Raw genomic sequence first — 24,289 nt, 5'->3', positions numbered from 1 at the left:
ATTTCTTATTGCTGTATAAAAAGGTCGGCTGTCCAAGACAGCCGACCTTTTGCTTTGTGTATTTTGTTTTGTGTTATAAAGATGCTATTTTAGGTGTAAATCTAAAATCTATAAATCAATAAATTATGGCAAGTATTAACAAATTTGAAGAATTGAAAGCTTTAGTGAATGGGTTGGAATCTGAAGCAGAAAAGTTTTACACGAAGGGGAACGGAGCTGCTGGAACGCGACTGCGCAAGGGGCTTCAGGAATTGAAAACACTGTCACAGGAGCTGCGTCTAGGTATACAGGACCTGAAGAACAAGAAATAAGAATAAGAGACTTAAATGACATCGGGCAGGGAAGGTATGTATTTCCTGCCCGATGTGTAATTAGTCTTTAGCGTGGAGTTTAAACAACTCGATAAGATCTGGTATATTGTTGACTGCTAGTTTTTCAAAAATCCTGCTTTTGTAGGTACTTACGGTCGATGAGCTTAATGCTAGGAGGTTAGATACCTCAAGTATGCCATGGCCTTCTATAAGGTGTTTTGCGACATCCATCTCCCTGTTGGAGAGTTTATTCAGCGGGTTGACCCGATCCATTGAAGACTTTGTACTTGTCAGTTTCTGTACGTACAGATCCTTTACTTCGTTGGACATATACTTACCTCGGTCTTTAATGCTTTGAATAGCATTGGCCAACTCTTCCATTGCTGTATTCTTATTGAGGTAGCCTGCAGCTCCTGCTTCAATGTAGCGTAAAGCATAGATGTTCTCGTCGTAAGAAGAGAAGACTAGGATTTTTAGATCCTGCTGAAAGTTGAGTATTTCACCGATTACTTTTATATTATTACCTCCAGGCATGTTGATGTCTAAAAGCAATAAATCGAATTTTTCAAATTTAAGATGATCGTAGACCTCTTTTATAGTGACTGCATTAGTTATAGAAACATCTTTGAATTTTTCGTTAATCACTACGGCAGCCCCTAATCTGACTATGCTGTGGTCATCTGCAATGAGTATCTTTTTCATAAAAAGGGATGTGCGTTTTATATTTATACAACTATTTAGTGTGAGCTTGAATAGGTGATTGCTACTTGCAAACATACGAAATAATCATTTATATATTTAGTTTGTTCACATTAATTAATAATAAAAAACTTGCACATATTGTCGTATTTTTGATTATTATCATTATAATTGTATGTATATAGAAAAACAAAAATTAGATAATTATGGGGTTTTTAAAAGAGTTTAAGGAATTTGCAATGCGCGGTAGCGTGTTAGATCTAGCCGTCGGTGTTGTGATCGGTGGTGCATTTGGTAAAATCGTTACTTCTTTGGTGGACGATGTTATTATGCCTCCGATCGGTTTTATCACAGGAGGAGTGGATTTCAGTAATTTAAAGTATGTGATTACGGAAGCTGATGCTACTACTGGTGTAGCAGAGGTCGCTATCAAATATGGTAACTTCGCGAATGTGATTATACAGTTTTTGATTATTGCATTCTGTATTTTTCTAGTGATTAAAGGAATTAATTCTTTTAATAAGAAAGAAGAAGCGGCTCCAGCAGCGCCACCAGCACCCTCTAAAGAGGAAACGCTACTTTCTGAAATCAGAGACATATTGAAAAACAAATAGACTAACCAGCAAAGAGTTGTGCTGTACTAAACTTTTTGATTTTAGTCCTTGCTAGTTTAGAAATAATACAGTACTTTTGCATTCCTATTAAGGATAATTACAGGTTAGAATATTAAAAAAATATAATAAAGCGTCATGAAAAGAACATTTCAGCCTTCGCAAAGAAAAAGAAGAAACAAACACGGTTTTAGAGAGCGTATGAGCACAGCTAATGGTAGAAGAGTATTAGCGTCTCGTAGAGCTAAAGGAAGAAAACGTCTTAGTGTTTCTGACGAGTATCGCCACAAAGGCTAATACTTTTTTTAGCGCCGGTGACTTTAACTGTGCCGTTCCGGCCTTTTCTGTCATCGTATGAAAAAAACATTTAAAAAAGAAGAACGACTATGTAATAAGAGCTTACTGAATAAGCTCTTCCATAGTCGTTCTTCTTTTGTTGTATATCCTTTTCGGATGGTATATACGGAGGTAGCGCTTGAGAAAGTGCAATCTCCTGTGAGTGTAGTTATATCTGTTTCAAAACGCAGATTTAAGGCCGCACCTCATCGTAATCGTATTAAGCGTTTGATCCGGGAAGCCTACCGACAGCAAAAGTCTATCGCACTTTATCCTTGCATGGAATCTAAATCTTCGGGTCTGTTGCTCGCGATACAATATGTGGGAAAGGAAGAAGTACCCTTTGCTACGGTGTGGACAAAAATGGAAAAAGCACTAGCACAGTTGATCAATGAAAATAATCAATAGTATCGGTTTGTTTGCAGTGAAGATTCTGCAAGGAATCTTTTTGTTGATTATACGATTTTATCAGCTTTTTATCTCTCCATTGCTAGGAGCAAACTGTAGATATACCCCAACTTGTTCGCAATACGGTAAGGAGGCTATCCTTAAATACGGACCTTTTAAAGGTGGTTGGCTAGCAATCAAACGTATCGCCAGTTGTAATCCTTGGGGAGGACATGGGCATGATCCCGTACCCTAAATTTAACCTGTTTTCAGAAAGTATCATTCTATGTGTAGCTATATATTGCAAATCGACACAGCGACTGAAGTTTGCTCGGTCTCGCTCAGTAACAACGGAAAGCTTTTTGCCGAACTCACGGCAGAGGAGAGGAATATGCATGCCTCAGGTCTTACCGTTTGTATCGATAGATTGTTGAAAAGTGTGTCGTTGGATTATGTAGACCTTTCTGCAGTAGCTGTCAGTATGGGTCCTGGTTCTTATACAGGGCTTCGAATTGGGGTGTCTACGGCAAAAGGAATGTGTTATGCATTGGATATACCTCTGCTTGGTGTAAATACCTTAGAAAGCATGTACGAAGGATATATTACGATGAACGAAACTGAAGATAATTTTGTTTATATCCCTATGTTGGATGCAAGGCGGATGGAGGTATATATGGCGGTATTTGACGATCAAAAGAATTGCCTGCAAAAGACTGAAGCTGTTATTGTGGACGCAGATACGTTTGATGTTTATACCCCGAAAAACGTCGTGCTTTTTGGTTCTGGAGCAAATAAGTTCCAAGAACTGTTTGAAGGTAGCGCGCAAGTGAAAATAGATACAGAATACCAACACTCGTCCGCTTACTTAAGCACGATCGCATTCCGGAAATTTCAAAATAAGGAGGTTGAAGACCTGATTTATTTTGAACCCTTCTATCTTAAGGAGTTTGTGGCGACGGTGTCTAAGAAGCTTATTTAAGTTATAGCCATCTTTTTCGTTTAAACCAGTAATAGATCAGTACGGAGAGTAGGGCCATGATGATCAATATACCTGCGTAACCGTATTCCCATTCCAGTTCAGGCATATTTTCGAAATTCATTCCATAGACACCGACGATAAACGTCAAAGGCATAAAGAATACGGATATAATGGTCAGTGTCCGCATGATTTCGTTGGTATGGTTGGACTCGATATTAAAGTAGATGTTCAACAACTGGGAAGTGTTTTCGGAGATATTGCGAAAGAGTGTACTGGTTCTTGAAAACAAATCCCTTAAGTCCTGTGTGTAGATGTTTTTGTACTCCGGCATATGGAAATAATCCACAATATCTTTGTAAAGTGTGAGCACACTTCGGGTGACATCAATCTGTCTTTTGATATAGTATAATTTTTTTAAGAAGGGTTTTCTTCGGTGGTGCAGGAAAACAATCTCTTCGTATTCATCAAGTTGCATAGCCATTTTTCCTAAGACTAGATCTTCAAATGTTTTGAGGGTATCCGAGACTAATGCATTGACTAGTGTTTTGCTGGATTGTAGTCGCTTGTGGGTGCGTTCGATTGTTTTAAGACGCTCGAGAAAGTCGATTTGATTTCGATGTACGGTGATTACGACATTTTCATTGTAAAACAAGGATATGCGATCGGTGACTTCTACAAGAGAGTCTGATTCTTCGTCAAATTTATTCGGAATAGATCGTAGTATCAGGAAGTGGTAGTTCTCGAATTCCTCAATTTTTGGCAGGTGACCTGTTTCTAAACAATCTTTTATAGAGGCATCATTAAGTTTGTATTTTTCCTTCAGCTCCGTGAAATCTTCTATTTTTGGATTGGATATGTCAATCCATTCAAAACTGCTTTCTGGATTCTGTAGGATATATGTTACCATAGGTGATTACTTTAATTTTGTATTAAAGTAATCATATTGGTTTATATTATCAAGAATGAAGGAGTTTCCGGCGATTACAAGTGAGAGGCACGTATAAAACAAAAGAGGGATTCAAACTTGATTTGAATCCCTCTTTACGGTATAGGGTTTTTCCCTATTTCTTTTCAGCAGGTTTCTTTGCGCTGTACTCTTTGTTCAATGCTTCAACCACCTCTTTTGTAATATCTAATTTTGAATCTGCATAGATTACAGCAGGATTTGTTTTAGAATAAGTCAACACGAACTGATATCCTTTTTCTTCAGCGTGTTTTTTCAAATATTCAGTAATTGCGTTATAGACCGCATTGAATTCTGTTGCTTCGTCTTGTGCTAGGGATTGAGAAGCATTTTGGTCTAATCTTCCTAGCTCATCTTGCTTGCGTGCTAATTTTTCTTCGGTAGCCTGGCGGTCGGAAGCACTCATTGTAGCTGCTTTTTGTTGATATTCTGCAACTTCTCTTTGGAACGCCTGTCCTTTAGACTGTAGGTCTGATTGAGCTTTCTTTACTTTAGCCTCAAGTTTGGATTTGATGTCCTTGAAGTATACATATTTCTCAGAAAGTGTATCTGAGTTTACATAGACAATTTTCTCTTGAATTTTGACAGGAGAGGCAGCTGCTGTGCTATCATTTTTAGAAGCTGGCGCATTGGATGCATTTTGATTACATGATGCAACCGATGCTGCTAATATTAATCCTAAAGTAACTTTTGATAAGTTTGCTAAAATTCTATTCATTCTTTTGTCTATTTTGATCTTTTTGTATGCTTCTGTTTACAACGTTCTATAGGGCTTTATTTCAGTCATGAGAGGCTTATGGGCCGATGTCTTTATGTCCTTTTCTCGTTGGAAAAACAAACCTACTATAAAAAAATTACAAATCCATCTTTTTCGCTTTTTTGTCCGTAAAAAAAGTGTATTTGCGGTTATTTTGCCCCTAGAACCACTTGCTTAAGTGCCTAATTTTTATTAACTTTGAGAGTTAATTTTTTCTGTTATTAATATATTACATGAGCGAAGAAAAAAAGAATCCTACAACGTATTCAGCTGATAATATCCAGGTATTAGAGGGGTTGGAAGCGGTACGTAAACGTCCATCCATGTATATTGGGGACACAGGCCCCAAGGGTTTACACCATTTAGTTTACGAGGTTGTTGATAACTCTATCGATGAGGCTGTTGCAGGTTACTGTAATGATATCCATGTAACTATCCATAAGGACAACTCAATTTCTGTAAGAGATAATGGTAGGGGTATTCCGACGGGTATAAATAAAAAGGAAAATAAATCCGCATTGGAGCTCGTCATGACGGTGTTGCACGCCGGTGGTAAGTTTGATAAGGACACGTACAAAGTATCCGGGGGACTACACGGTGTGGGGGTATCCTGTGTGAATGCTTTGTCTATACATCTGAAAGCAGAAGTACATCGTGAAGGAAAAGTATTCAACCAAGAGTATGAAAAAGGAAAGCCGATGTATGATGTTAAAGAAGTTGGTACTTCGGATGTTACAGGTACTATCGTAACATTTTCTCCGGATCCAGAGATCTTTACACAGACTACTGTTTATAACTATGATACATTAGCGAACCGTCTACGTGAGCTTGCTTTCTTGAATAAAGGAATCACCCTTACGTTGTTGGATGAGCGCGAAACTAATGAGGATGGTACAGAGAAGAAAAATGTATTTTTATCGGAGGGAGGACTTCAGGAGTTTGTCAAGTTTTTGGATGGCAACCGTACTTCTTTAATTCCTGATCCAATTTATTTGGAAGGTATTAAGCAAGGAATTCCGGTCGAATTGGCTTTCCAATACAATGATACGTATTCTGAGAATGTCCATTCTTATGTCAATAATATCAATACGATAGAGGGGGGGACACATGTCGCTGGATTTCGTAGAGGTCTGACGCGTATTTTGAAGAAATATGCTGATGAGTCCGGACTATTGAAGAATTCAAAAGTTGAGGTGACAGGTGATGACTTTAGAGAGGGATTGACAGCTGTTATTTCTGTAAAAGTTGCCGAGCCACAATTTGAAGGTCAGACTAAGACGAAATTGGGTAATACGGAGGTCATGGGCGCGGTAGATGTTGCTGTAGGAGAGATCTTAGGCGTATACTTGGAAGAGAATCCAAGAGAAGCTAAAGTTATCGTTCAGAAAGTACTCATAGCTGCCCAAGCGAGAGCTGCTGCACGTAAAGCACGTGAACTCGTACAACGTAAGACGGTGATGAGTGGATCTGGGCTTCCTGGAAAATTGGCTGACTGTTCAAGTAATGACCCTGCTTTATGTGAGATTTTCTTCGTCGAGGGAGACTCTGCGGGTGGAACGGCTAAGCAAGGACGCGATCGTAACTATCAAGCTATCATGCCACTGAGGGGTAAGATCCTGAACGTAGAGAAGGCTATGGAGCATAAGATTTACGAGAGTGAGGAGATTAAGAATATGTTTACAGCTTTGGGCGTATCCGTGGGTACAGAGGAAGATCCAAAGGCACTGAATACTGCTAAATTACGTTACCATCGGATTATTATCATGACGGATGCGGATGTTGATGGTAGCCACATTGCTACCCTGATTCTGACATTCTATTTCCGTTATATGCGCCAATTGATCGAGAAGGGTTACATCTATATCGCCACTCCGCCATTGTATTTGGTCAAAAAAGGGAAAGAGTCAGAGTATGCTTGGACGGAGGAACAGCGATTGGCAGCGATACAACGCTTGAAAGGTAGTGGTAAAGAAGATTCTGTACACGTACAGCGTTATAAAGGGCTTGGAGAGATGAACGCGGAACAATTGTGGGAAACTACAATGAACCCTGAGCATCGTACATTGCGCCAGGTAACAATAGATAATGCGGCAGAAGCTGATCGCGTATTCTCTATGTTGATGGGCGATGAAGTTGCTCCTCGAAGAGAGTTTATCGAAAGAAATGCGAAATACGCAAAGATAGATACCTAACGATTTTTTTATCTTTAATATAGAGCCAGATAGTTTCCTATCTGGCTTTTTTTGTTTACCAGATCTTTTGGGCTTCTATTGGAAACTAATAGAATCGTATGTCATTATTTTTATTATTGATTTGTTTTAGTAAATTAGTGAAAACCAATTGTTTACAAAATGAAGTCAGGTGTGATATTATTCTTATTACTTCTGAGCCTAAAACTGTGCTCACAAAATTTTTATGGGGCACCTATGCAGGCTACAGCTAATACAGGATTGGCATTGCCTTCTGTCTATGGTTTAACAGCAAATGCCGCGGTAATCTCTAGATTAAAACGACCTCACATTGGGGTAGGCTATCAGCCTCATTTTTTAACCAATGATATTCGGGCACAGGCACTGTTGGCCTCTTTACCTGTAGGGCCAGCCAATACGGTAGGTCTAGCTATCAATAATTATGGTTTGAAAGGGACTTCTTCACTATTGACGCTAAGGGCTATCTATGTACGAGCATTTGGTGATATTTTTTCTACTTCAGTGGCTACCAATTACCACCAATACCATGTCAAAGGTTACGGCGGTGATAATACCCTTTCTTTGGATCTAGGAGCACATTTTACGATCAACGAAATGTTATCTCTTGGTCTATTGTTTCGTAATGTGACTTCTTCCCGATTTGAAGATACGATAGATCAATATATTAGTAAGGAGGTGGGGACGGGATTATTGTATAGTATATCTAAAGAGGTATTGTTCACAGCTGATGTTTACTATAGTGCCTTGTACGGAGTAGATCCACGGTTTGGGATTACTTATCATATTGATAATCTAGTCGTTTTAAGGGGCGGGGCAACTTTGGTACCGATGCAGTATTTTGCCGGTATTGGTCTTACCTTGGGAAAATTGTTATTTGATATTTCTTCTTCTTTCCATACTCGATTGGGAGCTTCTCCCCAGTTATCCTTGGCTTATGGTTTTTAGATTTGCATTTTTTGTGATGACGTTGGGTCTATTGCCTGCCTGCGCTTTGGCACAAGAGGAAGAAGTCACAGAACTCCTACTGGAACAGGTGCAAGAGGAGCTGGGAGAAGATGTCGATATCAGTGAGATTTCAGAGAAATTACACTATTATTTGAGGAAGCCTTTAAACCTCAATACCGCAAGTGAGGCAGAGCTTAGTTCACTTTTTTTTCTGTCTCCTCAGCAGATCGATAACCTGATTTTTCATCGAACTAAATCTGGTGAATTTATTAATCTACTGGAGCTTCAGGCTATTAAAGGATTCGATGCAGAAACTGTTAAACGTATACTGCCTTTTGTCTACATCGCTACATCGAGTCCTCTTAAAGGGCTAACTTTTCGTTCGATGATGGATAAGGATGAACACATGTTGATGTTGCGTTATGGACGAAATATAGAGCTCGGTAAGGGATATGCAGTAAAGGAGGAAGATAAAAGTAGATATTTGGGGGATGCAAATCGTTATGCGGTTCGCTATCGTTGGAACTATGACAATCGCATCCGTGTAGCTCTGAATATGGAGAAGGATGCAGGTGAGCCTTTTTTTGCGGATAAGCAACGGTATGGATTTGATTTTTATTCGGGACATATTGAGGTGCGGGGATTAACTAAGCATGTTAAAAAACTCGTGGTAGGTGATTATGCACTTCAATTTGGGCAGGGACTTATTTCATGGAATGGTTTGAGTTTCGGTAAAGGGGCTTGGATAGGTAGTGTAGCTCGACAAGGACAGGGACTAGTGCCTTATTCTTCGATGAATGAGAGTAACTTTCAACGTGGAATAGCCGCCGCTATCGAACGTGGAGCGTTTACATGGACTCCTTTTGTTGCTTACAATAGGCTTTCGGGAAAGGTCGAGGAGCTGGATGGTAATCGTTTTATCACAACAATAAGCCAGTCGGGTTTGCACCGTACGCCCACAGAGCAGAGCTATCGAAGAGCCTTAGGGCAAATCGTGTATGGTAGCCACGTTGGGTATAGGTATAATCGACTGAAGGTTGCTCTTACCTATATGGGGTCGACCTATGATGGTCTAAAAGTAAAGGGGAATGACCTACGCCAAAATTTCGACTACGAAGGGAAGAGTTTGCATATAATAGGTGGTAATTACAATTATTCTTTTCGGAATTATTACTTCTTTGGGGAGACGGCTTATAGTTTCAGGGGTGGGTGGGCGACCAACAATGGACTGATAGCCAGTTTACATTCCAAATTTTCCTTGTTTGCCAATTACCGAAATTATCAACGGGATTATCATACTATTTATGGTCAGTCGTTGGGAGAGGGAAGTCAGGTCGCTAATGAAAAAGGAATATATACAGGGATAGTTTATCATCCCAGTAGAAAGGTGGAGTGGGTAAATTATGTCGATATTTTTAGTTTTCCGTGGTTGCGCTATCGCGTGGATGCACCCAGTGCGGGGACGGATTTTTTAAGCCAATTGACCTATACCTGGTACAAGATCGGGAAGCTGACTTTTCGTTTTCGTCATCGTCTGCGGCAGGAAAATGTAACGCAAGAGGGGCGTCATACAAATATGTTGGCAGATGTGGATCGAAACCAATTTCGTGTGGATTTTCAATACAAGTTAAGTGATCGCTGGCGGATACGTTCGAGGGGTGAGATGATACTTTTTGCGAAAGAAAAGATGGGGAGAAGTAAGGGATTCTTGTTTTATCAGGATGCCTTTTGGCAATGGAGACAGCCCCGATTGCAATTTAATTCTAGGGTTGCCTATTTTGATTCAGAGGGATATGATTCCAGAATTTATGCTTATGAAAATGATGTGCTCTACGCGTCTGGCTTTCCAATGTATTATGATAAAGGTATGCGTACTTATCTGAACGTGAGGTATAAAATTATTAAAGATCTAGACCTATGGGCACGGTATGCAGTAACCTATTACTTTGACCGGAGCGATATCGGGTCGGGATTGGATTTAATCTCAGGTAAAAAGAAATCGGATATAAAAGTGCAGGTTCGATGGCAATGGTAAAAGATAATATTCTAGGCTTGGAACTTGTTAAGGTACCTATGTTTAGGCCGTTCCTGTTTTTTGCAATAGGGGTGTTTGCTGCGTATTATAGTAGATTGGATATTTTTCAATTTTGGTTTTTTTTATTTATTGTCTTATTTGTTTTGCAGCTCTGTGCTTTTCGAAAACGGAAATCGAACTGGGGCAGAGTTCTATATACGGTAACTTTTTATGGCATGTGGACCGTATTAGGGATAGGATTGACGGTGCGAACTATGCCCCCCTATCAGTCTTCCCATTTTTCAAAGGTCAAAGGAGATCATTTTTTAATCGTGGTGGATGATGAGCCACAAGTTAAAGGAAAAACGTTGCGATTTCCAGCATTGGTGAAAGCAGTAATACTAGAGGACGATAAAGTACATACAGTAGGTAAGATGATGGTGACCATAGGATTGGATTCCGTATCGAGCTTAGTTGTTAAATATGGTGACCTTCTACATGTTCCGAATCGTTCTCGAGAGGTACAGGTTCCTTTTAATCCCAACGTGTTTAATTATAAACACTATCTGCAGGGCAAAGATATCTGGTACCAGTGCTTTCTTGCAGAGGAACGTGTTATGCGTGTAGATGTTGGTAAAGGGAATCCCTTTTTGGCAAAAGCACTATTGCTACGAGAAGAGATGATGTCCAAGTTTTCGCGGTATATCGACAACCCACAGGCTTTTCAATTGGCTGTAGCGCTAATTTTTGGGTATCGATCTGAGATGGATGAGCAAATGGTAAACGCTTTTACGAATACGGGAACTGTACACATATTAAGCGTCTCGGGATTGCATGTCGCATTGGTTTTTGGGATGTTAATGCTGTTGTTGAAATGGATGGATTATCTTCCTAGTGGGCCTCATGTGCGTAGCGTTCTCATTGTAGGAATGGTATGGGGGTATGTTATCCTAACGGGTATGAGTCCCCCTATACTCCGAGCGGGGATTATGATTACATTCTTTATTGTCTCGTTGGCTGTCAATCGGCGACAGGTAACACTGAATACCTTGTTTGCATCAGCGCTCTTTACGCTCTTGTTTATGCCCAAAAGTTTGTTTGATATTGGATTTCAACTGTCTTATCTCGCTGTCTTGGGAATTCTATTGTTGCATCCTTTGTTAAAAAAACTATATCTTCCAATGAACAGATGGGCGAAGCTGTTTGTAGAATATACTTATATTTCTATTGCTGCTCAGCTATTTACATTACCTGTTATATTGTATTATTTTGGTCAGTTTCCAACATACTTTATTCCGGCCAATTTATTTATAGCCCTTCCCAGCACAGGGATTATGTACCTCGGTGTGTTTTTGGCATTATGTCCTTTCGGTAGTATCAATGTCTATATAGGCGCGCTTTTACAAGCGTTATTGCGCTTCTCAGTCCACGGATTACAGTATCTAGAGGCACTACCGAAGGCTGTTTTGAAGGGAATTGTCTGGAATGATATACAGGTCGTCTTAGCGTTGATCCTACTGATACTGGTGGTTTTGGCATGGAATTTTAAGAATAAAAAAATGCTTTTTATAGGAATGGCAGTCTTGGTGCTATTTTCGGTGATGACGAATGTACACTATATTGAACGATTGAAATATAGCGGATATCGCATATATAATGTGCGTTCGGATTTGGCTATAGCACAGATTAAGAGAGGAAATGTCATATTGCATGGTACTTTTGATTCCTTGATGCATCGTGATAGTCGCTTTGCCATCTTACCGGATTTGGAACGTTTTTCTGTAGCGAAGGGAATTGAATATAGAAAGTTACCCTCGGAAGGGCGACAGAATTATACCTTGGCAATAGGGGGGAAAAAGCTGTTGATTTTGGAAACTACACTTCTGGATACTTTAAATGGAGTCGATATTGTCATTTGGCGTAAAAATAATAGGAATACCATACAGGATATTGAGGATAGGCTTCAGAGCTCACCGTTTATTCTAATTGATGGTAGCAATTCGGACAATGCTATTGCGGTAATTAAAGCGGATAAAACTATTCTTGAAGAGCAGATGTATATACTGAAAAATAATTTTGCTTATGTTTGGGATGAAGAATAAAATATGGTTGAAAATAGTCTTTCTATATTAAAGCAGTATTGGGGATATGATAACTTCCGGCCCTTACAGGAAGATATTATTGATGCAGTTCTCAATGGACGGGATACCTTAGCCTTAATGCCCACAGGAGGGGGTAAGTCTATTTGTTTTCAGGTTCCGGCATTAATGCTGGAAGGTATCTGCATTGTCATAAGTCCGCTGATTGCATTAATGAAGGACCAGGTGGAGCAGCTTCGTAGCCGAGGAATCGAAGCGATAGCCATTTATTCTGGGATGGGGTATAGAGAGGTGGATATTGCATTGGACAATTGTATTTTTGGAAAAACTAAGTTCCTTTATTTAGCCCCCGAACGCCTATATTCTGATTTGGTTAGAGAGCGTCTTCGCTATATGAAGGTCAATCTCTGGGCTATTGATGAAGCGCATTGTATTTCGCAATGGGGTTATGATTTTCGACCTTCTTACCTACAGATAGCTCAACTTCGTGAATTACATCCTAAAGTTCCGTTTTTAGCAGTGACAGCAACAGCAACGCCCAATGTTGTTGTCGATATCCAAGAAAAATTGGGGTTTGTAGCACCAAATGTTTTGAAACGAAGCTTTGAACGGACTAATTTGGGCTATATGGCCCTAGAGGAGGAGAATAAGATGAATCGGATGCTACGTATCGTCAAGAAGGTCGGAGGAACCGGTGTGGTCTATGTGCGTAATCGAAGAGAGACACAGGAGGTCGCTCGTTTTTTACTGAATCACGGTGTGCCAGCGGACTATTATCACGCAGGTATTGGAATGAAAGAGCGTGCGATAAAACAGGACGCTTGGTTTTCGAATAAGACAAGGGTTATTGTGGCTACGAATGCTTTTGGTATGGGAATCGATAAATCGGATGTTCGTTTTGTTATTCACTTAGATATTCCGGACTCTTTGGAAGCCTACTATCAGGAAGCTGGTCGTGCTGGCCGTGATGATAAAAAGGCATTTCCGGTGCTACTGTATCAGCGAAGTGATCGGGATAAGCTGTGGACGAATGTGGAAAATAGTTTTCCGGAGATTACCTTTATTCAGCAGGTTTATCATTACCTGGCAAATTATTATCAGATCGCATATGGTGCGGGAAAGGGGAGTTTTTTTGACTTTGATATTGTCGAGTTTAGTAAAAAATATGGATTGGATCTGTTGCAGACCCTCAGTGCGCTAAAGTTCTTGGAGCGTGATGGATGGCTCGTATTATCAGAGGCAGTCTATATACCTTCCCGACTAAAATTTGAAATAGATTTTCAGGAATTGTATAAATTCCAGGTGCAGTCGGCTAAATATGATCCTATAATCAAAGCGGTGTTACGTACCTATGGAGGTGTCTTTGACTTTTATGTGCCCATCAATGAGTACGAATTTGCCAAAAAGCTGAAACTGCCCTATGAAGTGATCGTAGAACTGTTGCAGGGCCTGGAAAAACAACAGATTGCATCTTATTTAAAAAGTACGGACAAACCCCAACTTCAGTTTTTGCAGAGCCGGGTGGATTATAAAAACCTGTACATTGATTCGGACTTTCTCCGTGAGCGAAGAAAGGTGCGAGAGCAACAGGTCAATGCTCTGTACCATTATCTGGATGAAAAAGTATGTCGGAGCCAGGCACTATTGGACTACTTTGGTGAAGTGGATTCTGACGTCTGTGGAGTTTGCGATTTATGCCTGACACGGGATTTTAAAGCAGTGCAGGCTGAAAAAATAGAGCAGGAGATACGGGTTCTATTGTTGGAGAAACCTTTGGGACTACACGAACTGATCGATGCTATTCCTGTAGCAGATGAGAGCAAACGAATCCAAGTGTTACGTGGATTAGTCGATTTAGGTAAGGTCGAAGAACGTAATTCAGAATTTTACTGGGTGACAAGTTAATCTGTTTTTTGCGTAGAAAGGTCTCAAAAAGAAAGTGTTAAAGGTTTTCTGTTGTCAAAAAAAAATGATAGCTTTAACTGTAACCAAATAAACAGTTTATGGAGAACCTTATCATTTACCTGCCCGCTGCCCTTGCTGTGCTCGGTCTATTATTTATGTTATCCAAATCAAGTTGGGTAAAAAAACAAGATTCGGGTGAAAGCCGGATGCAAGCCATTTCAAGGAGTATTCAAGAAGGGGCAATGGCCTTCCTGAAAGCAGAGTATCGTATTCTATTAGTTTTCGTCGTTATTGCTTCCATCGCATTATTTTTTGTTTCGACTTTGGTAGAGACTACGCATTGGATTATTGTCATTGCGTTTGTATTCGGTGCTTTCTTTTCTGCATTGGCTGGAAATATCGGTATGCGTATCGCTACCAGTGCCAATGTACGTACAACACAGGCCGCTCGTACCAGTTTGCCTCAGGCATTGAAAGTTTCCTTTTCAGGTGGTACGGTCATGGGATTGGGAGTGGCCGGATTGGCCGTTCTGGGACTGAATATCTTTTTTCTGCTATTCGTAAAAATGTTTATCTCGGGTGAGAACAGCTTCTATAGTGAAATGACGGTGGTGTTGGAAGCATTGGCAGGATTCTCTCTAGGGGCAGAATCGATTGCTTTATTCGCACGTGTAGGGGGCGGTATCTATACAAAGGCCGCGGATGTTGGCGCAGACTTAGTAGGTAAGGTAGAGGCGGGAATTCCTGAAGATGATCCTAGAAACCCTGCAACTATCGCCGACAACGTGGGCGATAACGTGGGCGATGTAGCGGGAATGGGAGCCGATCTCTTTGGCTCTTATGTGGCGACGGTGTTGGCTTCTATGGTATTGGGTAATTATGTTACCAAAGATATGAGTGAAGCATCCGGTACGGTATATACAGATGTATTTCAAGGTATGGGACCAATCTTACTGCCGATTGTAATTGCTGGAGTCGGTATATTGGCTTCAATCATCGGTACCTTCTTTGTCAAAGTATCGAGCAATGATGCTAAAGAAGCTCAAGTGCAGAAGGCGCTAAATATGGGCAACTGGGTATCTATCATTTTGACGGTCGTGGCTTGTTTTTTTCTGATTCAATACATGTTGCCTGAGGTTATAAAAATGAAGTTCTTTGGCGAAGGATTGAAAGATATACCACGGATGAATATTTTCTATGCAACGCTAGTGGGATTGGCCGTTGGTGGATTAATTTCTGCTTTTACGGAGTACTATACTGGATTGGGGAAAAAGCCTGTCCTTAATATTGTACGGAATTCCTCAACGGGAGCTGGAACTAATATTATAGCTGGATTGGCTACCGGAATGATATCGACCTTTTCATCGGTCTTATTATTTGCTTTTGCGATTTGGGGATCTTATGCTTTGGCTGGATTCTACGGAGTCGCTATTGCGGCATCGGCTATGATGGCGACCACAGCTATGCAGTTGGCCATAGATGCTTTCGGTCCTATTGCTGACAATGCAGGGGGAATTGCCGAAATGAGTGAATTACCAAAAGAGGTTCGGCAGCGTACGGATGTATTGGATTCGGTTGGTAATACAACTGCTGCAGTAGGAAAGGGGTTTGCCATCGCTTCTGCTGCCTTGACTGCTCTTGCTTTATTTGCGGCTTATGTCACGTTTACAGGGATAGATGGTATCAATATTTTTAAAGCAGATGTACTTGCCGCTCTTTTTATCGGTGGTATGGTACCTGTAGTGTTTTCGGCCTTAGCGATGCAATCTGTTGGCAAGGCGGCTATGGATATGGTCAATGAGGTACGCCGGCAGTTTCGTGAAATACCAGGAATATTGGAAGGCACAGGCAAACCGGAGTATGATAAGTGTGTCGAAATATCGACCAAAGCCGCGCTACGCGAAATGATGCTCCCCGGAGCTTTAACGATAATCACTCCGATTCTAGTTGGCTTTATTATGGGGCCGGAGGCTTTGGGGGCATATATGGCAGGAGTTGCTGTGTCGGGAGTACTGTGGGCTATATTTCAGAATAATGCCGGAGGTGCATGGGATAACGCGAAGAAGTCGTTTGAGGCAGGGGTAGAAATAAATGGGGAGATGACGTACAAGGGGTCGGAAGCGCACAAAGCTGCGGTTACGGGAGATACAGTAGGAGATCCTTTTAAAGATACATCTGGGCCTTCTATGAATATCCTGATCAAACTTACTTGTTTGGTAGGTTTGGTAATAGCTCCGATTCTCGGAGGACATAGCCTGACATCAGCGAAGAAGGGTAAGGAAGTTCCTAAGGAAAAAATTGTCTTGTTAGATACAAAAAATACGTAGTAGCACGAGTCTGCTAAAAAAGGGGGCGCTCAACAAACAGTTGGCGCCCCTTTTTTAGTCTATTATAAGGTGTGTTAAGGTACAATGACGAGTTGTATATTTGCTGATCGTGCATTGACTGTCGGATCATACATACACTCGAGACTGCTTATTCCGGAGTTAAATATTCCGATATTATTTGCTTTGATTTCGTATTCGAACTCTCTTTTTCCTTTTCCTAGATGGTCAAAGAAATAGTTGGTCGAAGCATCTTTCATGTTGAGATAATACCCCTGCCACCAACGGTATCCCGAAGGTTGATAGACAGGTTCCACGCCTGCTGGACGACTATCTTTCAGATGTACATACTGCAGTGGGGCATCATTTATAACAATAATCTTGACCTTGATACGCTCGCCTAGTTTAGCCTCTGTCGTTTCTACCCAGTTTCCGTTGCGCTCTACTAAGTATTGCTTTTGAATGGAGAGGGCATTGGTATTGCGCTTCACTTCGGAAAGCGGTATAAAATACTGATGATAGATGCCTCCGTATATCGTTCTATTGTTGTTATTTTGAATAGTTAGCTGTTTGTCTATTTCTAATGTAGACCGGTCAAAATCTAGGGATACCTGACCTAATACAATATCTTTAGTATCGGCCTGTTGACGGTCAACGAGTATACTTACCTTATTATCCAAGCTAAAGTCGTCTGGATTATTAGCGAGTAGAAGTGCATAGATGGCATCTACGGTCATCCAGGTACTGTTCCAATGGTTTACTTGTTTTTTATAGTATAACCATTGGGTTATGGCCTGAAGCTGAGAAGGATCATTTAGTTTATAAGCTTCAACAAGGTAAGACTGCATACTGACGGCGTTGTAAGCACGGTCATTGCTCGGCCAGTACATTCCTCCGTCTTTATCACGGACGACCTCTTGACTAACTCTGTTCTTTAATTCATTGGACTGTTTCGCATTACCAAATAATTGGTTGACTACCCATGCTTTGGCCGCTAGGCCTGCCGGTCCTTTGGCGGTCACCTCAGGCGCTTTTACCAGCTTATTGGTGATCTGTTGAATGCTGTTGCCTTGAGGCTTGAAATAACTCGTCCAATAATGGCGAGCATAGAGGTAATTCAGAGCGAGTTCTACAGATGCCTTGGGGCTAAAGATACTACTGTCTTGGTCTAAGTATTGAGTGAGACCTTCCATTGCATTTCGCATCTCTGAATCCACTAGACTTTGGTCGAGATGGAGCACTTTGCCCACGATTTCGAGCAGGCGTATAGAGATATGACTATCTGCTTTTCCTCCTTGAAGCCAACTGAATCCTCCTTCATCAATTTGATTCTGGAGTATCTTCTTTTCGACCGCTTTGATTTCTCCGCGGATATCGCTATTGAAAAGGGTAGCGATAGCAGCTAATTTTTCTTTTTCACTTTTAATGGCTCGTAACCATGGCATTTCCTCTTGTTTCAGTTCACTCAGACTGCTGTTTTCTTCGAGTTTGCTTTTGTTTTGATCTTTGTCCAGTGTTTTGAAGTAAGTGGCAATTTCTGGATAGTTCTTCTCCACATATTGTACCATTTTCAGACCAAACCACTTACTGCCACTTTGTTCTGTGGACTCGTAAGGGTAGTTCTTCAGATAGTCTAGTGTTGCGATAATTTCCAGAATAGGGTTGCTCTGTACCTGTACCTTAGCATGTAGATTGTCTTTTCCGCTACTGTGTAAGCTGTAGTCTTTAGATTCTCTGGACTTCAAAATTATTTTTTCTGTATCGGAAATCAATACCTTATTGGAGAGGATCGGTAACTCTACTATTTCACCATCAGAAAAAGAATCGGTAGCAGCGACGATTTTAATCTGTACTGTCGGTATATGTGCCGGTACTTTAAGTTTCCATTCGACAATACTATTGTTTGTGGCAGAAACTTCAAAAGCTAGGGTGCTATTTCCATTCAAAAACAGATTGGTAATGTTTGTATTGTCTTCTGGGTTAAATATTTCAATCCTTGCATTTCCCTTCAATCCTTGTTTGCTTATGTTTTGTACCTGTGCTTTCAACGTGATTTCATCCCCTTCCCTGAAGTATCGAGGTAGATTAGGACGTACCATCAACTGCTTTTGGGTTCGGGTGATGAACGTTGCATTGCCGGATGCAAGGTCTTTGCGGTGTGCAAAAAGAAGCAATTTCCATTTTGATAGTGCTTCTGGAGTATCGAACTCGAAGTTGATATTGCCCTCGGCATCGGTGTACAGGGTAGGAAAGAAGAAGGCTGTCTCCTGTAAGTTGGTACGCGCCTGTGCTTGATCCAACTGATCTTGTTTCTTTTTACCTTCTTTGGTGGTAATAACAATTACTCCATGTGCACCTTTGGAACCATACAGCGCGGTCGCAGCAGCATCTTTGAGTACTTCTAGTTTTTCGATTTGGTCCGCGGGGACGTTGTCAAGGACAAAGCCCTCCATGATTTCTCCATCAACAACGTATAGCGGAGTTGATGGTCCTGGACTGGATGCTCCTCGGATACGTAGGTTTTGTACTTCAGCCCGTAGTTTAGGATCCTTGAGCTCATCATACATGGCTACACTTTCAAATACTATTTCATCTCCTTGTCCGAATCCACCTTGAATACCTTTTGTCGTGCCAGTAGCTGATCCAGAAAGCATCACCCCGTCGAATAATCCGTAAGTATAAATGGTAGATAGCCCATTTCCTAAAGTCGATAGCCTATTGTCTTTATAGAATATGGATTTGGAATAATCGTCTTTATAGAACCCGTTAAGAAGGTGGTAATATTGGATGCTACCATAATAAGGGGTATACCGTGGCAACGATGATGGGAAGTTATTGCTTGCGAATGCGTCCAAAGCGCTGTCATACATCGTAGCCAATACCTCAGCTTCGGATACCGGTAGGTCCTTCTGCGCGATAGTAAAACTCCACTTTTCCTTTTGACCAGGGGTGATTTTGTCTCTAAATGTTTTAGCAGTAATCTGTAAGAGTTTATCCTGTCTGACCACCGGTATAGCTGTCGATGTGATCGCCAATTTATTATTGACGACCAATAAAGCTGTAAAGGAGATGTTGGGCGATACCTGCTCTTTTTCTAGCGTGAAGGTGTAGGTAGCCTGTCCATTTTTTATATTCAGTAACTGGGTTGGTCTTTTTGCTGTCCCGAGGGAACTGAATAAATACAGGTATTTGGCACTTTTTTCGTCTGTTTGATAGGTGATGGTGACCTTATCTCCAATGCTATAGTTTGCCTTGTCGGTATTGGCGGTCAAGAACTCAGTATTGCTTACTTTTTTAGTGGTAGCGTCATACAGTTGCATGTAACTGGTCGCTTTTATGGTGTCGCCATCTTGTATGCTGATGGCTTCGATCATATAACGCCCTTTGGCAAATAGATTAGAATCTATCTGGACCAGACTCGTGTCGCGTGTATCGAATTCGTAGGACGCGAGTAGCTCCTTTTGTACTTCTTTTTGTAATAAGCTTCGATCAAATAGGACTGGAAAATACCTTTCGTATTCTTCAGGACTCAGTAAATGGTATTCGAGGTTGCTGAAGATCTGGCTACTTTCTCTGGTCATGACTGTCGTCGGCTGACTCAACTGATATATATTGACTTTGCCGGCAAATAAAAGGGATTGGCCATTTTGATTGGAAGTCTTAATGGTTAGATTTTTCCATTTTTTCTCCTCCATTCGACCAACAGTCTGAATTTGAATCTGCCACGGACGGGTAGAGAAACTGTACTGACCTGCTGTTGCTTGCATCTCACCGCTTTGACTGGTTACTTCAGCATTGTATTGTAGGTAGAAGTTATTCAAACCTTTAAACGTAGAATCCATCAGAGCGACTTTAAAGGAAAATTTCCCCTCCGCATCAGTGGTTGTTGTAGAGTCAGCATAAGTAACATATTGATGGTGCTTGTTGCTGTAAAATGTGATATTGTATTTCACGGTTGCGTCCGGCAATGCTGCTCCAGACAGCATTTCTACAGCACCTGTAAATACTGCTGTGTCTCGGAGTGTGTAGGTCTCTTTGTTCGTATCAAATGTTACTTTGAAAGTCGGTCTTTTGTACTCTTCGACCTGAAAGTAATGGGAACCCTGCTCTCTACCCTTGTGTAGAGCTACGATCCTAAATGATCCTGCCAATGTTTTGTTCGGTAAAATAAAACTCCCATTTATCGAACCGTAAGCATTGCTAGTCACGGTCAAAGAATCTATTTTTTGATGGTTGGCATCGTGAAGATAAATTTTCAACTCTTCTTTTTCCATCACTTTTCCCAATAGTGCGTGACTATTGTACAATATACTTTTAAAGTAAACCCGTTGCCCCGGTCGGTAGATGGCACGATCTGTCAGGGTCTGTATGGAGATTTGGTTCCTTTCGTCCGGTTGTGGTTTATTGTAAATATGCCTGCCTATTGTTTTTAGCTTATTGAGGTCAATCAGTTGATTTTCCTGTGGGAGATAAAGTAAGTAAGAATCAAATGCTCTTCTCTGGTTGGAGGTATACGAAAATTCACCCTTTTTATCCGTGCGTAGTCCTTGGACCAAATCTAACCTGTTGTTGCGGTTCAGTTCATACAGTTGTATTTTTTTATTGGTATAAGGCTTGCCTGAGATCCTGTCTAGCAGTAATCCCCTAAACAAGGTGCTGTTATCATCGTCTTTATTTTGACTGGCCGAAATAAAAAGATCAGAAATAATAATTTGCTGATCTACGACCTCGAAGTACAGCCCATCATCCTTGAAATCCTTATTGTTGGATACCAGAATCGTATAATTGCCAAATGGCAGTGGATTCAATTTGTAAAGCGTACTGTGGTTTTGATAATCTGCAAAGGACTTCAATGCCAGCAACTCCTCATAAACAAGTTTGGCGTCTAAGCTCGTCTGATGGGTCAATGAATCATATTTAATATCGAAGGACCGATATGATTTGAGCGTATTGCTGGTGTTGTAGACCCGGATATATAGACTATCGGTATTTGTAGTGCTGATTCTAATGGGGGTATATTGATTGGCAGGAGCGAATGATTTGGCCGTCAGTTGGATATTAACTTGTTTGATTACTTTTAAAAGGTTGTTTGATTCGTCGATCCAAGGCGATTTGGGATATTCTTTTAACGCTTGGTTGATGTATTTTAACGCTTCCTTTTTGTCGCCACGGCTATTATAGATTCCGGCAACCTGAGCTAGCAGGTACGCATTATAATCGCTTTTGTTTCTTGCAATGATGTCCAGGTAGTTGGTTGCCATTTCAAGAGCAGGAAGGTAGGAGTTATCCTGTCTCAATGAAAGCAGATAAGACGTTGCATTCGTGTAACCTTTGCTTTCATTGATTGCAATAATCTCTTCTTTTAGCTTATTTACTTTATCGCCATTACCCCGTTCGTAGCTCGCGATAAAATCGATGTATTGGTATGCTAAGAAATGATATAAGGTAGGAGATAACGATACGTTTTGGGTGGAAACAAACAGGTCTGCCCATTTTTCCAAAGGAGCTTGGAGCAAGGCTCCTTTTGGTTCCAGGGAAAGGTGGAACAGGGAATCGATATGCTTTATTTTTTGTTTGTTGTCACTTGCGATAAACTTATTGTCTGTGTCGCTCAGATATAGGTTTATATTCGAAGCAAGGAATAGCGCATAAAAGTTATTCAGAACTGCTCTTTCTATAGGAGATGCCTGTTTGATATGTTGTTGGAAGTGTTTCTCGACCTCGACAAATAAGCTGTCATTGGTGCGGTTGACTTTCTTTGTCTGGCCTTCGGCAACAATGGCGCGTATCCATTCCGCGGAATTGTCGCTGCGACGGGCTTCAGCTTTAATGTCTGCTAGGAGTGGTAGGATCTGCTCATAATTCCTGATGGAGATAAGTCGTTCTATTTCTTTCCATTTAGGGGATGAAGTAGAAGTGGTCTGTGCTACTCCCATAAAAGGCAATAGGCAGATTAGTAATAGCGGAAAGTACGTTTTGATCAGTCGCTTCATATATAATGTGATTGTATTTACTAAAAAATGACTACGTTTTGTACAATGGATGCGGCAACAGACGTAGTTCCATAAACGAAGTGTAAAATTATGCACTCAAGTTACGGCTTTTTGAAAAGCAAGCGAAATAATTCCTACCTTAAGCAGGAAATTGAGGGTCTTGATCAGGTCCTGAAAATTAGATAGAATATGAACTCAGAGATTGTTACACATGCCGACAAAACCTTTAAACAGGTTGATTATGCAGATAAGGGACTTCGTAATCGGGAGTTTGTCCGGTGTCATTTTATAGGTTGTGATTTTTCTAAGAGTGACCTAAGAACCAATGATTTCGAAGATTGTACCTTTGATGCATGCAATCTTTCTATGGCGAATCTGCAGGGGGTAGGATTGCGTAATGTGGTTTTTAAGGATTGTAAGATTATGGGACTGGATTTCTCCTCCCTCAATAAGTTTATGTTCTCTTTTTCTTTTGAAAAATGCCAGCTTGACTATTCTATATTTTATGGTGCAAATCTAAAGAAGATGCGTTTTTCGAAATGCTCCTTGCGCGAGGTGGATTTTAGCGAAGCGGATTTGTCAGCGAGCGTTTTTGCGGACTGTGATCTACTGGGGGCGACTTTTGTAGGGACAAACATCGAGAAAGTCGATTTTAGAACATCTACAAATGTGATTCTAGACCTGGACCTCAATAAGGTAAAAAAGGCAAAGTTTACGATCTATCAGTTGGAGCTCCTGCTGCTAAAGTATGATCTAGCAATAGAAAACGACCTGAATTAACAGATATACTAATTATCTTCTAACAAGTGCTTAACCTCTTCAAGTAAAGCTGATATGCCAGGATTGCGGTTCTCCCTATTCCAAATCAGGGTTAGGGTTGTACGCTGGCGTATCTGTTCGAGTTCGATAAAATCAACGTCGGTACTGTATCCGTTTTTTAACGAAGAGGGAACTATCGCTACTCCAAGTCCCTGAGATACCAGATTGAATATACTTAATGCATTGACCGTTCGTAGGGTGACATGGGGCACAAAATCATGGTCGCGAAATATGCTCATCACTAGGTCATAATAGGAAATGCTATAAGCTTTTGAAAACAGGATGAAGGGCTCATCTTTGAAGTCTGTCAACTGAAGATTGGGTTTTGATTTGAGCGGGTGATTCTTGGGTATAACAAGCGCGAAATGCTCGGTGAGGATAGGTAATGATTTTATATGGGGTGGCGTACCATCGACACGTACAAATCCAAAATCCAATTCATTACGTCCCAGCATTTCGAGTTGCATTTCATTGCTGAGCTCATTGAGCGTGATGTCGATCAAAGGTTGCTTTTGCTTTAATGAAGCTAATAGTTTGGGAAGTATAGTCTGTACAGCAGAGCCAATAAATCCCAGTTTGAGTGATGTTATCTTTCCTTCTGCAATCTTTTCAATCTGTGTTTGAATGTTGCTGAGTTGACTGAATAGCAGTTCAACTTCGTGTAAAAGGTATTTGCCCGCCTCAGTCAATTGCACTGTACGCTTGGTTCGTTCAAATAGTGTAGTCTTATAAATACTTTCCATCTGTTTGATCTGTCTGCTCAGGCCTGGTTGGGAGATAAAAAGCCGATCTGCAGCTTTACGGAAATGAAGTTCTTCGGCTAGAACCTTGAAATAATGGAGATGTCGAAGTTCTATTTGATAATTCATAGTTATTAATAGTTGACTTAAATGGTATTACCAGTTATCAAATATAGCTGTTAAATTTGAGATAAAA

Annotated in this window: 18 protein-coding genes; 13 read left to right on the top strand and 5 right to left on the bottom strand. The window is 40.8% G+C overall.

Translation table 11 applies throughout. The annotated features are described in order from the left end of the window. Positions 1-125 precede the first annotated feature (125 nt). The gene (locus JKG64_RS22495; protein ID WP_210356503.1) at positions 126-311 is read left to right on the top strand and encodes a histone H1; all 186 of its coding nucleotides are present in this window, start codon (positions 126-128) and stop codon (positions 309-311) included. A 60-nt stretch (positions 312-371) separates the two neighbouring features. Here the strand turns inward: JKG64_RS22495 and JKG64_RS22490 are convergent, their stop codons facing one another. Next, a complete protein-coding gene (locus JKG64_RS22490; protein WP_133582524.1) occupies positions 372-1,013 on the bottom strand; it encodes a response regulator in 642 nt (213 codons plus the stop codon). A gap of 203 nt (positions 1,014-1,216) precedes the next feature. Between JKG64_RS22490 and mscL the strand changes: the two genes are divergently transcribed. From mscL to tsaB, 5 genes are all read left to right on the top strand, one after another. Continuing rightward, a complete protein-coding gene (mscL, locus tag JKG64_RS22485; protein WP_210356502.1) occupies positions 1,217-1,624 on the top strand; it encodes a large-conductance mechanosensitive channel protein MscL in 408 nt (135 codons plus the stop codon). 135 nt (positions 1,625-1,759) lie between these two features. After that, positions 1,760-1,918 (top strand): 50S ribosomal protein L34, encoded by a 159-nt coding sequence (gene rpmH, locus JKG64_RS22480; protein WP_081643199.1) that lies wholly within the window; start codon positions 1,760-1,762, stop codon positions 1,916-1,918. 57 nt (positions 1,919-1,975) lie between these two features. Next, positions 1,976-2,365, top strand: coding sequence for a ribonuclease P protein component (locus tag JKG64_RS22475; protein WP_210356501.1), 390 nt, complete (start codon positions 1,976-1,978; stop codon positions 2,363-2,365). After that, positions 2,349-2,600, top strand: coding sequence for a membrane protein insertion efficiency factor YidD (gene yidD / locus JKG64_RS22470; RefSeq protein WP_021071404.1), 252 nt, complete (start codon positions 2,349-2,351; stop codon positions 2,598-2,600). Before JKG64_RS22475 ends, yidD begins: the two co-directional genes overlap by 17 nt. A gap of 30 nt (positions 2,601-2,630) precedes the next feature. Next, positions 2,631-3,323: a tRNA (adenosine(37)-N6)-threonylcarbamoyltransferase complex dimerization subunit type 1 TsaB gene (gene tsaB / locus JKG64_RS22465; RefSeq protein ID WP_210356500.1), complete on the top strand. Its 693-nt coding sequence runs from the start codon at positions 2,631-2,633 to the stop codon at positions 3,321-3,323. 1 nt (position 3,324) lies between these two features. Here tsaB and JKG64_RS22460 read toward each other — a convergent pair whose 3' ends face one another. After that, positions 3,325-4,230 (bottom strand): magnesium transporter CorA family protein, encoded by a 906-nt coding sequence (locus tag JKG64_RS22460; protein WP_210356499.1) that lies wholly within the window; start codon positions 4,228-4,230, stop codon positions 3,325-3,327. Between the two features lie 154 nt (positions 4,231-4,384). Next, a complete protein-coding gene (locus tag JKG64_RS22455; RefSeq protein ID WP_210356498.1) occupies positions 4,385-5,005 on the bottom strand; it encodes an OmpH family outer membrane protein in 621 nt (206 codons plus the stop codon). A 272-nt stretch (positions 5,006-5,277) separates the two neighbouring features. On the opposite strand from JKG64_RS22455, the gene gyrB reads away from it, so the two are divergent. From gyrB to JKG64_RS22425, 6 genes are all read left to right on the top strand, one after another. Beyond that, positions 5,278-7,236: a DNA topoisomerase (ATP-hydrolyzing) subunit B gene (gene gyrB / locus JKG64_RS22450; protein WP_210356497.1), complete on the top strand. Its 1,959-nt coding sequence runs from the start codon at positions 5,278-5,280 to the stop codon at positions 7,234-7,236. A gap of 234 nt (positions 7,237-7,470) precedes the next feature. Continuing rightward, on the top strand, positions 7,471-8,199 hold the full coding sequence (locus tag JKG64_RS22445) for a hypothetical protein (protein ID WP_210356496.1): 729 nt from the start codon (positions 7,471-7,473) through the stop codon (positions 8,197-8,199). Beyond that, on the top strand, positions 8,189-10,234 hold the full coding sequence (locus JKG64_RS22440) for a ComEA family DNA-binding protein (RefSeq protein ID WP_210356495.1): 2,046 nt from the start codon (positions 8,189-8,191) through the stop codon (positions 10,232-10,234). The genes JKG64_RS22445 and JKG64_RS22440 overlap by 11 nt, the downstream gene beginning before the upstream one ends. Next, positions 10,222-12,315, top strand: coding sequence for a ComEC/Rec2 family competence protein (locus tag JKG64_RS22435; protein ID WP_210356494.1), 2,094 nt, complete (start codon positions 10,222-10,224; stop codon positions 12,313-12,315). The genes JKG64_RS22440 and JKG64_RS22435 overlap by 13 nt, the downstream gene beginning before the upstream one ends. A gap of 3 nt (positions 12,316-12,318) precedes the next feature. After that, on the top strand, positions 12,319-14,217 hold the full coding sequence (locus JKG64_RS22430) for a RecQ family ATP-dependent DNA helicase (protein WP_210356493.1): 1,899 nt from the start codon (positions 12,319-12,321) through the stop codon (positions 14,215-14,217). A 98-nt stretch (positions 14,218-14,315) separates the two neighbouring features. Continuing rightward, a complete protein-coding gene (locus JKG64_RS22425) occupies positions 14,316-16,544 on the top strand; it encodes a sodium-translocating pyrophosphatase (protein WP_210356492.1) in 2,229 nt (742 codons plus the stop codon). A gap of 74 nt (positions 16,545-16,618) precedes the next feature. On the opposite strand, the gene JKG64_RS22420 is transcribed toward JKG64_RS22425, so the two are convergent. Then, complete coding sequence (locus tag JKG64_RS22420; protein WP_210356491.1) at positions 16,619-22,534, bottom strand: alpha-2-macroglobulin family protein; 5,916 nt, start codon at positions 22,532-22,534, stop codon at positions 16,619-16,621. Between the two features lie 189 nt (positions 22,535-22,723). On the opposite strand from JKG64_RS22420, the gene JKG64_RS22415 reads away from it, so the two are divergent. Beyond that, positions 22,724-23,314 (top strand): pentapeptide repeat-containing protein, encoded by a 591-nt coding sequence (locus JKG64_RS22415; RefSeq protein ID WP_210356490.1) that lies wholly within the window; start codon positions 22,724-22,726, stop codon positions 23,312-23,314. 8 nt (positions 23,315-23,322) lie between these two features. Here JKG64_RS22415 and JKG64_RS22410 read toward each other — a convergent pair whose 3' ends face one another. After that, positions 23,323-24,222: a LysR family transcriptional regulator gene (locus tag JKG64_RS22410; RefSeq protein ID WP_021071392.1), complete on the bottom strand. Its 900-nt coding sequence runs from the start codon at positions 24,220-24,222 to the stop codon at positions 23,323-23,325. Between the last annotated feature and the right edge of the window lie 67 nt (positions 24,223-24,289).

Source organism: Sphingobacterium tabacisoli, assembly GCF_017908035.1.
Classification (GTDB): domain Bacteria; phylum Bacteroidota; class Bacteroidia; order Sphingobacteriales; family Sphingobacteriaceae; genus Sphingobacterium; species Sphingobacterium tabacisoli.
Note: the sequence above shows the minus strand (reverse complement) of the source record. Positions and strands in the feature narration are given on the sequence as shown.